Origin of the sequence: Massilia pseudoviolaceinigra (assembly GCF_030846505.1) — a bacterium.
GTDB lineage: Bacteria > Pseudomonadota > Gammaproteobacteria > Burkholderiales > Burkholderiaceae_D > Telluria_A > Telluria_A violaceinigra.
On the sequence record NZ_JAVCWL010000040.1, the window covers coordinates 63,553 to 77,813 of the forward strand.

Genomic DNA, 14,261 nt, shown 5'->3' on the forward strand with positions numbered 1-14,261 from the left:
CCACGCCTGCTTCAAGCATTAATACCCACATATCGACTCCCATGTCTTCAACACGTAGCAGTTTACTCGTTTCGGCCGGCGCCGTCGCGCTGGCCCTCGCGGCATGCGCCACGCCTGAACCCCGGCCGGCGCCGCCGGTCGTCATGCCGCCGCCGGTGATGCAGATACCGCCGCCGGTGGAGCCACCGGTGGCGCCACCCGTGAAGGCCGAACCGGCGCCGCTCATGACCCCATCGACCTTCGGCGCGCTGCCCGGGTGGGAGCGCGACGACCTGCGCCAGGCCTGGCCGGCCTTCATGACGTCGTGCGGGGTGCTGGGGCGCAAGCCCGAATGGAAAACCGCGTGCGGCGCCGCGCGCACGGTCGATGCCAAAGATGGCGCGGCCATTCGCGGCTATTTTGAAACGCACTTCGTGCCGAACCAGGTGCGCGCGGCGGACGGCGCCGACACAGGGCTGATCACCGGCTACTACGAGCCCCTGCTGCGCGGCGCCCGCAAACGCGGCGGCGCCTTCCAGACGCCCCTGTACCGGGTGCCGGACGACCTGCTGACGATCGACCTGGCCAGCGTCTACCCGGAGCTGAAAAACAAGCGTGTGCGCGGACGGCTGGTTGGCAAGAAGGTGGTCCCGTACGGCAGCCGGGCCGAGATCGAACGGGCCGACGTTAGCGGCAAGGAGCTGCTGTGGGTGGACGATCCGGTCGAAGCGTTCTTCCTGGAGGTGCAGGGTTCGGGGCGGGTCAAGCTGGCCGACAGCGGCGAGACCGTGCGCGTGGCTTACGCCGACCAGAACGGCCATCCATACAAGGCGATCGGGCGCTGGCTGATCGAACAGGGCGAACTGACATCGCTTGAGGCGACCGCGCAGGGGATCAAAGCGTGGATCGCGGCGCACCCCGAGCGGCGCCAGGAACTGTTCAACGCCAACCCGAGCTTCATTTTCTTCCGCGAAGAGCGCCTGCCCGATCCGTCGGTCGGGCCCAAGGGTGCGCTGGGCGTGGCATTGACGCCTGCGCGTTCGGTCGCGATCGACCCCACGTTGTTGCCGCTCGGCGCGCCGATTTACCTGGCCACCACCGAATCGGGCAGCGACGTGCCGATGCAGCGCCTGGTGATGGGGCAGGATACCGGGGGCGCCATTCGCGGCGCGGTGCGGGCCGACTTCTTCTTCGGCTTCGGCTACGAGGCGATGGAAAATGCCGGCCGCATGAAGCAGCGCGGCCAGCTCTGGGTGCTGCTGCCCAAACCCTGATGCCGCCGCGGATTCGCTACAATCGCACATTACTCCACGCTTTTTTAATGAGGATTCCATGAACTATGCAGACCTGCTGATCGAGACCCACGGCAAAGTAGCCGTGATTCGCCTGAACCGTCCAAAAGCGCTCAACGCCCTGAACGACAACATGATGGACGAACTGGGCGACGCGCTGTACAAGTTCGACGCCGACAGCAGTATCGGCTGCATCATCCTGACCGGCAGCGAAAAAGCCTTTGCGGCCGGCGCCGACATCGCGGCGATGGTCGACTACGACTACGGCGACACTTACGGCGGCAACTACATCGGCCGCAACTGGGAACACATCCTCAACGTGCGCAAACCCGTCATCGGCGTGGTGCAGGGCTTTTGCCTGGGCGGCGGCTGCGAGCTGGCCATGATGTGCGACTTCCTGATCGCGGCGGACACCGCCAAATTCGGCCAGCCTGAAATCAAGGTCGGCGTCACCCCGGGCGCCGGCGGCACGCAGCGCCTGCCGCGCACCATCGGCAAGGCCAAGGCCATGGACATGCTTCTGACGGCGCGCATGATCGATGCGGCCGAAGCGGAGCGCACCGGTTTGGTGTCGCGCGTGGTCCCGGCCGACAAGGTGATGGAAGAAGCGCTGGCCGCAGCCACCACGATCGCCTCGATGTCGGTAACGGTGGCGATGGCGATCAAGGATAGCGTCAACCGTGCGTTCGAGACCACGCTGACCGAAGGCGTGCGCTACGAGCGCCGCTACTTTCACGCGGCTTTCGGCACGCCGGCGCAGAAGGAAGGCATGCAGGCGTTCCTGGCCAAGCGTCCGGCCAACTTCGACGGTCTGTAAATCAGTCTCTGGCGCGCCAGCTGCCGTGAAAGCCGAACGGTATCCGGTGCGGCAGGCATACCGTCGCGACGGGGCCGGCCGCCACGTCCGTGGCGTCGATCACCAGCAGGTCGCTGCGGCCTTCCTGTGCGCGCCACGCGACCGCCAGCAGCCAGCCGTCGCCTTCGGGCGACTGCGCCGAGCGCGCGACGAATACCGGTTCGGAAATGACGTCGCCGGCCGGCAGTGTATATAGCTGGCGCGTGCCTGACGCAAAGTCGAAGCAGGCCAGCGAGTCGTACAGCACACTCTCCGAATCGTTCCTGACACGCTTCTCGCTGTGGCAGCAGTAAAAACCGACGCGGTTGCGGCGCCCGGTATAGCGCTCGTCGATGCGCGGAAATTCGGCCGCCAGGTCGTCGAGGATGGTGCGCTCGAAGCCGTCGCCATCGCTCTCCAGATCGAACGTCCAGCGGCAAAGACGCGCTGCCATCCCGGCCGGGTCGCCCCGGGTGCCGTCGGCGTTGGGCATGCCCGGTGCGGTGACCGATTCCATCACGTAGGCCACGATGCGGCCGCCATCGTCCCAGGCATTCATCACATGGAATACGTGGCAGGCATCGCTGGCGAACCAGCGCAGCGTGTCCATCGGCTGCCCGCGCACGCCGATGCCGACGTAGCTGCGCTTGTCCGCTTCCCACGCAAACAGGGGCAGTCCTTTCATGGCGCGCTCCACGCTGATGGTCAGCGGCGTGACCGGAAACAGCACGTGGCGTTCTGTCAGCATGAAGTCGTGCATCATGCTCGCGTAAGGCGCGCGGAAGGGTTCGAGCGTGGTGACCTTGCAGCGCGCATCGAGGACGCCGTACAGCAGGTTGGGTTCACCCGGGCTGTCGGGCAGGTAGGCGAAGAAGTGCAGCTCGCCCGTGGCCGGATCGGCCTTGGGATGCGCAGTGAAGCGCTTGTCCACGGCGCCGCCGAAATCCTGGTGTCCCTTTGACGCCAGCGTGTGCGGATCGATTTCAAACGGCTGGTGCGACTCTTCCAGCGCAAACAGGCGCTCGCCGTGCCACACCATGTTGGTGTTGGCGGTGCCGCTGTTTTTGCCGTGGACCGACGGGTCGCTGGTGGCCGGGTTGCCGAAGGTGCCGAACAGGGCGCGGCCGGCATTGTCTTCGAGCTGCCATTTCGGCGTGCGCGCCCAGCGGTTGGCATAGGCGATTTTGCCATCGCCGATGAAGAAGGCGTGCACCATGCCGTCGCCGGCGAACCAGTGATAGCGGTCGTCGCGCGGCGCGAACCGGGGATTTGGTCCGACGCGGTACAGCGCACCGCGCAGCTGCGGCGGCAGCACGCCCTGGACCGGCAGGGCGTCGATGTCGCATTCGGTGTCCAGGGGAGCGTAGTTCCCGCTAAAGAAATGGCCTGACATGGTGATTCCTTGGTGAGTTCAGAGACTTTGCACGGCTTCGCGGACGTAAGCAATCAGCGGCGCGTCGATGCCGGAACCGACGCGCAGTTCGGACTCCTGCTCGAAGGCGTGACGCAGCTTGGCCTGGAGCGCGGGGTCGCCCGCCGCCTTGGCCAGCGACAGCGCCTGCCACTGGCGCGCCAGTGCTTGCACGTCGGCGCTGGCGGGCGGCGTGTCTCGGGCCAGGTGATCGCGCAAGGCGCAGATGAGAATGGGCCAGGCGTCGGTTTGCTTGACGTAGTGCTGGCGCAGCAGGACCATTTCGGCCTTGCTGCAGTAGGCGGCGTAGATGGCCAGGCGCCGGTGCGCCATTGCGTGCGAAATGAACTGCATCGCCGTGCGGTCGACGCCACTGAGCATATGCAGGGTGGGTTCGTTCCAGTTCATGGCGTAGAGCTTCATGAGCATGGCCTCGTCGCCGCCCACGTCGTCGAGCAGGGCTGCGATCCAGGATTGCGCGAGCGCGCCCGCTTCAAGACTGTCCGGTTTGACGCCCCGGCCCATGAGATCATGCAGCGTGGAGGTCAAGTGCGCGTTGTCGCCGTTGCGTTGCTGGCGCCGCGTTGTCAGTGTGTGCAGTTCGGCGTCGGTGAAATAGCGCGCGCTGGCGGCCATGCGTTCGAGAGCGGCCAGCCAGTTGTCCATCGACGGTTCATGGCGTTCCGCGAGCTGCGCCTGCAATTGGCGCAGATGGCCGTGCAGGGCCGATGCTTGTGCGATCTGGCGTTCGAGCGACGCGATCTGCTGCTCCACCACTTGCGGCAGGCTGGCACCGCCATCGGCCAGCATGGCCTGGATCTGCGTCAGCGGCAGGTCGAGACGGCGCAGTGCCTGGATGCGATACAGCCGGGCCACGTCCGCGCTGTCGTACAGGCGGTAGCCGTTGTCGGACCGGGCCGACGGTGTCAGCAAGGCGATATCGTCGTAATGGCGCAGGGCGCGCACGCTCAAGCCGCTGCGCCGTGCCAGTTGTCCTATTTTCAGTAGCATGCCGGTTTCTCCATTTGCAAGATGGTAAACCGTCACGTAGCGAGAGGGTCAAGCATTCATAAGTTGATAGCCCAAAGGGCGTCATTCCCGCGCAGGCGGGAATGACGGAGCTGAATATAGCGGGATGAATGAACTATCTAGCTTCCACTTAGTTTGTGGCTTACATCAAGTGCTTAGATTGGCCCGTTGATGCTCATGCGCTGGGTATGCGTCCAGCGGTGATCGGATGCCGATACGGCGGAGTTGTAGGTGCGGTAGGTCTGCCCTTCACCCGGCCACGGGTCCATGATGTACACGTAGTTCACGCCATTGGTCGTCGCGTAGCCACGTCCCACCATGATGTGACCACCGCCGTTGCTCCAACCGTAGCGAATCACGAACGGGCGGTTGGCGTTGATGTCGGCCACCACGCTGTTCCATGACGAGGCCACGCTGTACGCGCCGTTTGCCACGCCCCATGCTTTCAGGATGTTCTGCACGCTGCCGTTGGAGCCGTACATATTGTTCGGCTGGTTGGCGTAGCTGTTCCAGTTGAAGTAGGTGTTGCCGCAGGCGTAGTTCAAGCCGAACGCCCAGTTCACGATCTGGCACTGGCTCGGTGTCTTCTTGTAGAAGTTCAGGATCGCCTTGCTCGAGGCGGACCAGCACCACTGGCTGTGTTCCTGGGTCGTCAGCGGAACGGCGAGGGTGCGCCATTGGGCCATGGCCGCTGGCAGCGCCAGTAAAAGCGAAGCACCGACGACGAGCTTTTTGATATTTGTATTCATGTTATCTCCTGATTCGTTCTAAGGATGGTGTAGCCGATGCCGGGCTTACTTCGAGGCGTCCATGGTTTGCTTGACCACGCTGCGCAGCGGCTGCAGGATATCTGCCTCTTCCATCAGCGCCTCGCTGGCCTTGCCTTCCTTGACGGCACGCTGCTGCATCAGCAGCGATTCGCGCGCCGAATGCAATGGCGCGTAGCGCGTGCGGCCGTCTTCCCGTCCAACCACTTCGAGCAGGTCCGAGCGCGCCTGGAAGATGCGCACGAAGCGCACATTCGATCTCGCGGCGTCGCCGTAGTAGCCCATCGACGCATCCACATCCTTCGCCAGCACGGCGGCGCCATAGGCGACCGTTTCGTAGTTCCCGTTGTTGAGCTCCACCGTCGCCATGCCGATCGGACGCTGGTTCAGCAGGATCACGAAGCGCCACTGGCCGGTGGCCTTGGCCATCTGTTTCATGCTGCCGCGTCCTGCCAGCAGTTCGTTCGGATCGATCGTGTAGACCGGGAAGCCGTAGCCGATCTTCGCGTCTTTCAGATCCTGCATGTCGTTGATTTCAAGCGGGAAGTCGACCGGCGTGCCGCTGGTGCCACGGGCCTGCAACTGGGCTGTGACGAACTGGGCGAAGTCGCGTTGGGCCGCCGCTTGCGCCGCCGCCGCGGCGCGCTTGGGCACCGCTTTGAAGGTACTGGTTCCATCCGACTGGGCCATCGCTGGCGCGCCGGCCAGGGCCAGGCTTGCGCCGCACAGCAGGGCGGCGAGCATGGTGCGGGCTGAGAGCATTTTTGTTTGCATTATTGACTTCTCCTCACATAGATTGATACAAGAACCCCGCCTGTCCAAACGGGGTGAGTGCTGCAACAACAAGGGCATGCACGCATGCCGGACACCAGTGTCAACGCACGTCGTCAGTGCGTTGGAAAATCGAGGGAACGGTGCATCAAGTCGCCGATCATGTCGGCGGTGACGGCCGACAGGGTCCAGCCCAGATGCCCGTGTCCCGTGTTGTAGAAGACGCAGGGCGATTTGCCGCGGCCGACGCGCGGCAGCATGGTCGGCATCATCGGCCGCAAGCCGGCCCATGGAATCACGCTGCGCGTGTTCACGCCCGGGAAGCATTCATGCACCCAGTCGATCAGCGGGCGAATCCGGTCGTCGCGGATGTCGCGGTTAAAGCCGTTGAATTCGGCCGTGCCGGCCACGCGGAAGCGGTCAAGCCCGAGGCGGCTGGTCACCAGCTTGGTGGCGTCGTCGAGCAGGCTGACGGTGGGCGCGGCGGCCTGGCTGGCGGCATCAGGCAGGTTGACCGTGATCGAGTAGCCTTTCACGGGGTAGATGTTGACCCGGTCGCCCAGGCTCGCGGCCAGGGCGCGGCTGGCGGTGCCGGCGCAGATGACGACGCCGTCGTAGGTCTCGGTCTGGGTCCGCTCGCCGTCGCCCAGGGTGACGTGGGCGTGGCGGCCGTCGGTGCGCACGGCGCCGATCTGCATGCCGTAGCGGCAGTCCACGCCGTTGCGGCGGGCGGCGGCAGCAAGGCCGGTGGTGAATTTGTGGATGTCGCCGGTGGCGTCGCTGTCGGTGAAAAAGCCGCCGTAATAGTCGCCCGCCAGGGTCGGTTCGATGCCGCGCATTTCGCCTGGCGTTACCGCGCGGCGCGCCAGGCCGCCGGCGGCCAGCATCTTGCTGACCGTGGCGGCGTGCTCGAAACCGGCCTTGTCGCGGTAGATGTGCAGGATGCCTTCGCGCTTGACGTCGAAGTCGATGCCCTCCGCCTCGGCCCACGCAAACAGGTGCTCGCGCGCGGCAATCGCCAGGCGCGCCGTCTCCACGGTGTTCCTGCGGTAGTGGGGAATGGCGGCGGCAAATTCGGCGAACCACGACAGCTTGTGCCAGCTCGGTTTGGGGTTCACCAGCAGCGGCGCGTCGCGCCGGAACATCCACTTCAGGCCCTTGAGCATGGTGGAGCGGTGGTTCCACACTTCCGCGTTGGAGGCCGACAGCTGGCCGCCGTTGGCGAACGAGGTTTCCATCGCCGCGTAGCGATGTTTTTCCAGCAGGGTCGTGGCAAAGCCACGTTTCGCCAGGGCGTAAGCGGTCGTGACGCCGGTGATCCCGCCGCCAATTACTGCAATGGTTTTCATGTCCAGTTCAGATTCCAGAAACGTCGGATAGAGGGCGTTCCGCGCGCTGGTGCGCGTCGGATACCCCCTCTGTGCTGGACCTGAGAGATTCACCGGCAACGCGCGATGCGTGGCCGGTTTGCTCCTTCGGTGCACCGGATGACGACTTCCGGTGGCTCTTCAGAGTTCAAATGGGTTATCGGTCCTTTTGCCTGAGAGATTCCGGGGCGGTTGCTCCTTCGGCGCCGTCGACATACAAGACCAGCTTGTAACCGACAGACTCTCCCGATAACGCCTTAGCATTGCGCTAAATATGCCATAAGCATATGTATGCAGAATACCGCAGAAAATGACGTCAATACAACCATTTTTAGTGATAGGTGTTGTTTCCTCGACAATACCGACAGAGCGCTCGCTTTACGATTTGCCGCAAACCTGGTCCCATTCGAGCGCAAAGCGCGCCAGGAATTTCTTCAGGCGGTCGGCATCGTTCGGTTTGCTTTTGGCGCTGCGCGAGACGGCAAACAGCTTGCGTCCCGCATCCGACAAGGTAACCGACTGGCGGCATACCCTGACCACGGCGGCCAGTTGCATGGCGTCGAACAGGTCGAGGCCGGCAGCGGCCTCGTCACCCATCAGTTCGGCCAGATCGACCTCGGCCGCGCTTGGGGCGCGCGTGTGGTGGTGCCAGAGTTTTTGCAGCCGCGCCACTTCGGCGCTGACGATGCTTTCCGAAATGCCGCCGGCTTCGGCCAGCGTGGCCATCCTTGTCACCGAGGCCGACAGGTCGCGGAAGTTGCCGGCCCAGACCGCCTCGGGCGATATCGCGAAGCGCATGTAGCGTTCGCGCGCTTCCTTGTTGAAGCGCACCATCTGGCCGTACTCCTGGCTGAACTGGTTCAACTGGTAGACCAGGTTGGGTTCGATGTCTTCGGGCCGGTCGACCAGGCCGGGCAGGGCGTAGGTCCACAAATTGATGCGGGCGTACAAGTCTTCGCGGAAACGCCCGGCCATCACGTCGCTGGCGAGATCGCGGTTGGTGCCGGCGATGAGCTGGAAGTCGCTTTGCACTTCGCTGTCGCTGCCGACCGGATGAAAGCGCTTTTCTTCGATGGCCTTGAGCAGCATCGCCTGTTCATCGGGCCCCAGTTCGCCGATTTCGTCGAGGAACAGCAAGCCCTTGTGCGCACTGCGCAGCAAGCCGGGGCGGTCGGCGGCGGCGCCCGTGAAGGAGCCTTTGACGTGGCCGAACAGGGTCGAGGCGGCGCCGTCGCCGTGCAGGGTGGCGCAGTTGAGTTCGATGAATTTGCCGTCGAGCTGATGGCGTGTTTTCTTCAGTTCGTACACCCGGCGCGCGAGGAAGGATTTGCCGGCGCCGGTCGGGCCCATCAGCAGCATGGGCGCGCGCGACTTGATGGCGACACGTTCGATCTCGTCGATCATGGTGTTGAAGCGGGCGTTGCGGGTGGCGATGCCGGACTTGAGGAACGCCACGCCTTCGGCTTGCTCGCGCGAAAAGCGCTGGGCGATCTGGTCGTAGCGCGACAGGTCGAGGTCGATCAGTGCGTAGCTGCCTGGTTCCTTGCTGGACTGGCGCTGTGGCGGCGAGCTTTGCAGCAGGCGGCCGGGGAAGAAGCGCGCCTCGGTCATCAGGAACATGCAGATTTGCACGACGTGGGTGCCGGTGGTGATGTGGACCCAGTAATCCTCGTTATCCGGATCGAAGGGGTAGGTCTTGGCGAAGTCGAACAGGGCGCCGTAGACCTCGCCGAAATCCCAGGCGTCGCTGATCGGAATGTGGTGCGGCACGACTGTGGTTTCGGGCGAGACGGCGGCGATGTCGGCCGTGACCGCGTCCACCAGCGGGCCGAATTTGCCGCTGAAGAGCATCTCGAAGCGGTCGACGGCGTATTCCTCGTGCTGGGTGATGGCGATGCTGGGACGCCACTTTTCCCAGCGGGCCGGGCCTTGGCCGCTGTCGAGCTGGGTGCCGACGAAACCGATGACTACGATGCGTTTCTGTTTCATATCCGTATAAAGTTTTATCTGGTCGGATAATTTATCACGGGGTTGTCTGCTTGTCTATTTCTTGGTGATCTTGCTTGAAGAATTGATAATCTTTTTTAAATCAAGGACTTGCGTTGTTCTGCCTGAGCTGGCTGCAGACCTGGCACAGCATTTGCAATAGAGGAGATACAAACGAGATAAGTGAGGAAGTAAAAATGGCAAACGCACAGTTGTTCCAGACCCTGAAGGGAATCTTTGTCCCTCGTGCCGACGGTCTTAATTCGGAAGGCGCTCCGGCTTACACCATGACGCCGCGGCACCAGTTGGCGCAGTATGCGGCCACCGGTTGCCTCAATTCGACGTACTACGTCAATGCGCAATCGCAGCTGGCGACGGTGATGGAGCTGTGCGAAAAGGTCGATGCCAAATTCATCGCGCAAACGGCGATTTACTGCCGCGAACGTGGTTATATGAAGGATATGCCGGCGCTGCTGACGGCCGTGCTGGCCGCCAAGGGTGCGGCGGAATTGACGCCGGTGTTTCGCCGGGTCGTCAATAACGGCAAGATGCTGCGCAATGTGGTGCAGATCATCCGCTCCGGCGCGGCCGGCCGGAAATCGCTGGGCACCCGGCCGAAAAAGCTGGTGCAGCAATGGTTGAACCGCGCTTCGGAAAAAGAGCTGCTGGCGGCGTCGATCGGGAATGCGCCTTCGCTGGGCGATGTGGTGAAGATGGTGCATCCGAAGCCGTCGCAAGCCTGGCGTGAAGCGTTTTTCGCCTGGTTGATCGGCAAGCCGTTCAATGCGCAGGAGCTGCCGGATGCGCTCAAGGCTTTCGAGGCTTATAAGGCCGACCAGTCGCAGCCAGTGCCGGAAGTGCCGTTTCAGATGCTGACGTCACTGACATTGTCGGCGCAGGCGTGGGCGCAGATTGCGCGCCAGGGCGGCTGGCACATGGTGCGCATGAATCTGAATACGTTCGGACGCAATGGCGTGTACCAGTTGCCCGGCATGATTGAAGTCATCGCCGACAAGCTGCGCGATCCGGAGGCGATTGCCCGGGCGGGCGTGTTTCCTTATCAGTTGATGTCGGCGTATATGGCGGCGTCAGACGACGTGCCGCGTGCAATCAGCGATGCCTTGCAGGATGCGCTGGAGCTGTCGCTCGCCAATGTGCCGAAAGTCGAAGGCAAGGTGGTGATTTGCCCGGATGTGTCGGGATCGATGCAGTCGCCGGTATCGGGTTACCGTGGCACGGCCACCTCGAAGGTGCGCTGTATCGATGTGGCGGGACTGATTGCCGCGGCCATGCTGCGCAAGAATCCGGATGCGCTGGTGCTGCCGTTCGAGAATTATGTGAGGGTGTGCGACCTGAATGCCCGCGATACGGTCATGACCAATGCGCAGAAGCTGGCGGCGATTGGCGGTGGCGGTACCAATTGCAGTGCACCGCTGGCGCAGATGAACAAGCAGAAGGTCATGGCCGACCTGGTGGTGTACGTGTCCGACAATGAATCGTGGATCGACCAGCGTGCGGGTGCCACGGCGACGATGGCGCAATGGGCGGTGTTCAAGGAGCGCAATCCGGCGGCGCGGCTGGTGTGCATCGACTGCACGCCGAACAGTACCAGCCAGGCGGCGGAGCGTGCCGATGTATTGAATGTGGGCGGTTTTTCGGACGACGTATTCAAGATCATCGCAGCGTTTTCGGCCGGCCAGCTGGGCGCAGGACACTGGGTGGGCGAGATCGAATCGATCGCGCTGGAGTAAGGATAGTTGAAATACAGGTTTTGAGTGCAGCGCGAATGCTGATGCGAATACATTTTCCCATGTTCCATTTCGCATCGACTCCTTGTCGCGCTGTGCTCAATCGTTTTACCCCGAATGCGGGCGGGACTACATAGGGGGCTGCTTTTGGCTTGGCGCCGGCAGTTGATGTCCTGCCGAACTTTGTCGGGAATTTGTCGTATAGGTTTTGAGTGCAGTGCGAATGCTTGATGCGAATACATCTTCCAAAATTTACTTCGCATCGGATTTTTTGTCGCATTGTGCTCAATCGTTTTACCCCGAATGCGGGCAAGGACTACATCGATGTTGTGCTTTGGCGTTATGCCGGCAACAAGTGTCCTGCCGATCTTGTCGGGAATTATTTTAGGCGAATGCAGTCCGGATTACATTTTGTCCCCGTTCGAGTCCGGGCGGCTGCGCAAGCGACCGTAGCTCAGTTGGTTAGAGCAAATGTCAGCAAATGTCCGGATGATGTTGTCGCCACCCTTGTTTCGATGAATGCAGATGAAATTACACTGGAAGAGCGCTGAAGCGTGCTTCAGCTAAACCCGGTTCGATTCCGGTCGGCCTTGTGCCTGGCTCACATTTCATCACCCTTGTCATCACCTTTTATACTGAGAAAAATCATGAAAAACGAAAATTACGATGTCCTGAACGTGGAAGATGGCCGCCATGTCAAAATGTGGACCAAAGGCGTCCCGGTGGAGGACGTGGCCAAGAAGCAGCTGGCCAATACCGCCAAAATGCCGTTCATCTACAAGCATATCGCGGTCATGCCCGACGTCCACCTGGGTAAGGGTTCGACCATCGGCAGCGTGATCCCGACGCTCGGCGCGGTGATTCCGGCGGCGGTGGGCGTGGATATCGGTTGCGGGATGATGGCGGCCAAGACCACCCTGACGGCGAACGACCTGCCGGATAACCTGTCCGCGCTCCGTAGCGCCATCGAGCGCGCGATTCCGCACGGTATGTCGCCGAAAACGCGCGGCTTCCGTGGCCGCGATGAAGGCTCGTGGAATACGCCGCCAGCGGCTGTGGATGTCGCCTGGGGGCAGTTGAAGGATGAATTCGACGCTATCTGCCTGAAAACGCCGAAGCTGAAAACCACGAATAACTACCGTCACCTCGGTACCCTGGGTAGCGGTAACCACTTCGTTGAGGTGTGCCTGGACGAGGTAGGTTTTGTGTGGTTCATGCTGCATTCGGGTTCGCGCGGCGTGGGTAATGCCATCGGTACCCACTTCATCGAGCTGGCCAAGAAGGATATGCGCACCCACTTCATCAACCTGCCCGATCAGGACCTGGCGTACCTGGCCGAGGGTACGCAGCACTATAACGACTATATCCAGGCGGTCAGCTGGGCGCAGAAATTTGCGCGCACCAATCGCGATGTGATGATGCAGAACCTGATCACGGCGGTACGTACCGTCATCACCAAGCCGTTCGAGACGCACGTGGAAGCGGTGAACTGCCACCATAATTATGTGCAGAAGGAGCATCACTTCGGTAAAGATGTGCTGATTACCCGTAAGGGCGCCGTGTCGGCCCGTCCGGGCGAGCTGGGAATCATCCCGGGCTCGATGGGGGCGAAGAGCTTCATCGTGCGCGGAAAAGGTAACCCGGACAGCTTTAACAGCTGCAGCCACGGTGCCGGCCGCACCATGAGCCGTACCGAAGCGAAGCGCCGCTATACGCTCGATGACCAGATCAAGGCCACCGAGGGCGTGGAATGCCGCAAGGACGCCAATGTGATCGACGAGATTCCGATGGCGTACAAGGATATCGACGCGGTCATGCATGCCCAGCGCGATCTGGTGGAGGTTGTCCATATCCTCAAGCAGGTGGTGTGCGTCAAAGGTTGATGCCGCTGCTGTTTACTCGCTGCTTACTATATACATAAGAAGAAGGCTTGAAGATGATTGAATTAGATGGCGCCGTCGGCGAAGGCGGCGGACAAATCCTGCGCAGCGCGCTGACCTTGTCCATGATTACCGGGCAGGCGTTTTGCATCAAGAATATCCGGGCCGGGCGCAAGAAGCCCGGACTGCTGCGCCAGCATCTGGTCGCGGTACAGGCGGCCACGCAGATCAGCGGCGCCACCGTCACCGGGGCGGAACTGGGTTCGCAGACGCTGGTCTTCGCGCCCAAGGCGATCAAGGGCGGCGATTATCAGTTCGCGATCGGTTCGGCCGGCAGCTGCACGCTGGTCTTGCAGACGGTGCTGCTGGCATTGCTGCATGCGGACGGGCCGTCGACGGTGCGTGTCAGCGGCGGCACCCATAATCCGATGGCGCCGCCGGCGCAGTTCTTGCAGCGCGCCTATATTCCTTTGCTGCGCAAGATGGGCGCCGATATCGATATCGAGCTGCTGCGCTCGGGGTTTTATCCGGCCGGCGGCGGCTGCATTGTGGCGACAATCGCACCGTGCCCACAATTGCAGCAGTTGACGCTGATGGAGCGCGGTGAGCGCGTCGGGGGGTATGCCGAGGGGATCGTGGCAGGATTGCCTGCGTCGATTGCGCTGCGCGAACTCGAATGCGTCGGCCTGGGAATGAACTGGACCGGCGATCAGTTGCGCATGCGTGGATTGCCGGGCGAGCAGGGGCCGGGGAATGCGTTGCTGATCACCCTGGAATATGAGTCTGCGACCGAGGTGTTCTGCGCTTTTGGCGAAAAAATGGTGCGGGCCGAAACCGTCGCCAAGGACGCCATGCACGAAGCGCGCCGCTATATCGCCTCGCAGGCGGCGGTGGGTGAGCACCTTGCGGACCAGTTGATGCTGCCGATGGCGCTGGCCGGCGGCGGCAGTTTTACGGCGGACGTGATCTCGCAGCATGCCATCACCAATGCAGAAGTCATCGGTCGTTTTCTGGCTGTTGCGATCATGCTTGAGGCGGGCGAACAGCGCAGTACCTGTACCGTTCGTGCGACGGCGTGAAAAGAGTCCTTGTCAGTTTGCAGCAGGCTTTGCTATAGTACGCCTCCCCGCTGAAAGGGTTAACGAAATCAAGTAGTTAGCAGACAGTTGGGGGCGCCTTGAAAGAGGCGCGGTAGC

12 protein-coding genes and 2 riboswitches are annotated in these 14,261 nt (G+C 62.3%); of the genes, 6 read left to right on the top strand and 6 right to left on the bottom strand.

Annotated elements, in window-relative coordinates:
• Positions 1-41 precede the first annotated feature (41 nt).
• Entirely contained in the window at positions 42-1,253 is a 1,212-nt protein-coding gene (gene mltA, locus RBA40_RS29030) for a murein transglycosylase A (RefSeq protein ID WP_306652001.1), read from the top strand.
• Between the two features lie 58 nt (positions 1,254-1,311).
• On the top strand, positions 1,312-2,088 hold the full coding sequence (locus RBA40_RS29035; protein WP_306652003.1) for an enoyl-CoA hydratase: 777 nt from the start codon (positions 1,312-1,314) through the stop codon (positions 2,086-2,088).
• A 1-nt stretch (position 2,089) separates the two neighbouring features.
• Here the strand turns inward: RBA40_RS29035 and RBA40_RS29040 are convergent, their stop codons facing one another.
• The 6 genes from RBA40_RS29040 to rtcR form a co-directional block, all read right to left on the bottom strand.
• Complete coding sequence (locus tag RBA40_RS29040) at positions 2,090-3,499, bottom strand: carotenoid oxygenase family protein (protein WP_306652005.1); 1,410 nt, start codon at positions 3,497-3,499, stop codon at positions 2,090-2,092.
• Between the two features lie 18 nt (positions 3,500-3,517).
• Entirely contained in the window at positions 3,518-4,528 is a 1,011-nt protein-coding gene (locus RBA40_RS29045; protein ID WP_306652006.1) for a MerR family transcriptional regulator, read from the bottom strand.
• Between the two features lie 173 nt (positions 4,529-4,701).
• Complete coding sequence (locus RBA40_RS29050; protein WP_306652008.1) at positions 4,702-5,295, bottom strand: C39 family peptidase; 594 nt, start codon at positions 5,293-5,295, stop codon at positions 4,702-4,704.
• 45 nt (positions 5,296-5,340) lie between these two features.
• On the bottom strand, positions 5,341-6,075 hold the full coding sequence (locus RBA40_RS29055; protein ID WP_306652010.1) for a hypothetical protein: 735 nt from the start codon (positions 6,073-6,075) through the stop codon (positions 5,341-5,343).
• A 125-nt stretch (positions 6,076-6,200) separates the two neighbouring features.
• Positions 6,201-7,433 carry a D-amino acid dehydrogenase gene (locus RBA40_RS29060; protein WP_306652011.1) on the bottom strand — a complete coding sequence of 411 codons (1,233 nt, stop codon included), beginning with the start codon at positions 7,431-7,433 and terminating at the stop codon, positions 6,201-6,203.
• A gap of 59 nt (positions 7,434-7,492) precedes the next feature.
• Positions 7,493-7,602: riboswitch (glycine riboswitch) on the bottom strand.
• A riboswitch (glycine riboswitch) is annotated at positions 7,603-7,710 on the bottom strand. It lies immediately after the preceding riboswitch.
• A gap of 119 nt (positions 7,711-7,829) precedes the next feature.
• The gene (gene rtcR, locus RBA40_RS29065; RefSeq protein WP_306652013.1) at positions 7,830-9,440 is read right to left on the bottom strand and encodes an RNA repair transcriptional activator RtcR; all 1,611 of its coding nucleotides are present in this window, start codon (positions 9,438-9,440) and stop codon (positions 7,830-7,832) included.
• A gap of 194 nt (positions 9,441-9,634) precedes the next feature.
• Here rtcR and RBA40_RS29070 point away from each other — a divergent pair, with 194 nt between their 5' ends.
• The 4 genes from RBA40_RS29070 to rtcA all read left to right on the top strand — a co-directional run bounded on the left by RBA40_RS29070 (position 9,635) and on the right by rtcA (position 14,144).
• Complete coding sequence (locus tag RBA40_RS29070) at positions 9,635-11,188, top strand: vWA domain-containing protein (protein WP_306652014.1); 1,554 nt, start codon at positions 9,635-9,637, stop codon at positions 11,186-11,188.
• 227 nt (positions 11,189-11,415) lie between these two features.
• Complete coding sequence (locus RBA40_RS29075) at positions 11,416-11,736, top strand: hypothetical protein (protein WP_306652015.1); 321 nt, start codon at positions 11,416-11,418, stop codon at positions 11,734-11,736.
• A gap of 96 nt (positions 11,737-11,832) precedes the next feature.
• Entirely contained in the window at positions 11,833-13,068 is a 1,236-nt protein-coding gene (locus RBA40_RS29080; protein ID WP_306652016.1) for an RtcB family protein, read from the top strand.
• A gap of 53 nt (positions 13,069-13,121) precedes the next feature.
• The gene (gene rtcA, locus RBA40_RS29085) at positions 13,122-14,144 is read left to right on the top strand and encodes an RNA 3'-terminal phosphate cyclase (protein WP_306652017.1); all 1,023 of its coding nucleotides are present in this window, start codon (positions 13,122-13,124) and stop codon (positions 14,142-14,144) included.
• The last annotated feature ends 117 nt before the right edge of the window (positions 14,145-14,261 follow it).

Bases quoted from the DNA above. Each gene is read 5' to 3' on its own strand.
- mltA (WP_306652001.1), top strand. From the start codon at position 42: ATGTCTTCAACACGTAGCAGTTTACTCGTTTCGGCCGGCGCCGTCGCG.
- RBA40_RS29035 (WP_306652003.1), top strand. From the start codon at position 1,312: ATGAACTATGCAGACCTGCTGATCGAGACCCACGGCAAAGTAGCCGTG.
- RBA40_RS29040 (WP_306652005.1), bottom strand. From the start codon at position 3,499: ATGTCAGGCCATTTCTTTAGCGGGAACTACGCTCCCCTGGACACCGAA.
- RBA40_RS29045 (WP_306652006.1), bottom strand. From the start codon at position 4,528: ATGCTACTGAAAATAGGACAACTGGCACGGCGCAGCGGCTTGAGCGTG.
- RBA40_RS29050 (WP_306652008.1), bottom strand. From the start codon at position 5,295: ATGAATACAAATATCAAAAAGCTCGTCGTCGGTGCTTCGCTTTTACTG.
- RBA40_RS29055 (WP_306652010.1), bottom strand. From the start codon at position 6,075: ATGCTCTCAGCCCGCACCATGCTCGCCGCCCTGCTGTGCGGCGCAAGC.
- RBA40_RS29060 (WP_306652011.1), bottom strand. From the start codon at position 7,433: ATGAAAACCATTGCAGTAATTGGCGGCGGGATCACCGGCGTCACGACC.
- rtcR (WP_306652013.1), bottom strand. From the start codon at position 9,440: ATGAAACAGAAACGCATCGTAGTCATCGGTTTCGTCGGCACCCAGCTC.
- RBA40_RS29070 (WP_306652014.1), top strand. From the start codon at position 9,635: ATGGCAAACGCACAGTTGTTCCAGACCCTGAAGGGAATCTTTGTCCCT.
- RBA40_RS29075 (WP_306652015.1), top strand. From the start codon at position 11,416: ATGCGAATACATCTTCCAAAATTTACTTCGCATCGGATTTTTTGTCGC.
- RBA40_RS29080 (WP_306652016.1), top strand. From the start codon at position 11,833: ATGAAAAACGAAAATTACGATGTCCTGAACGTGGAAGATGGCCGCCAT.
- rtcA (WP_306652017.1), top strand. From the start codon at position 13,122: ATGATTGAATTAGATGGCGCCGTCGGCGAAGGCGGCGGACAAATCCTG.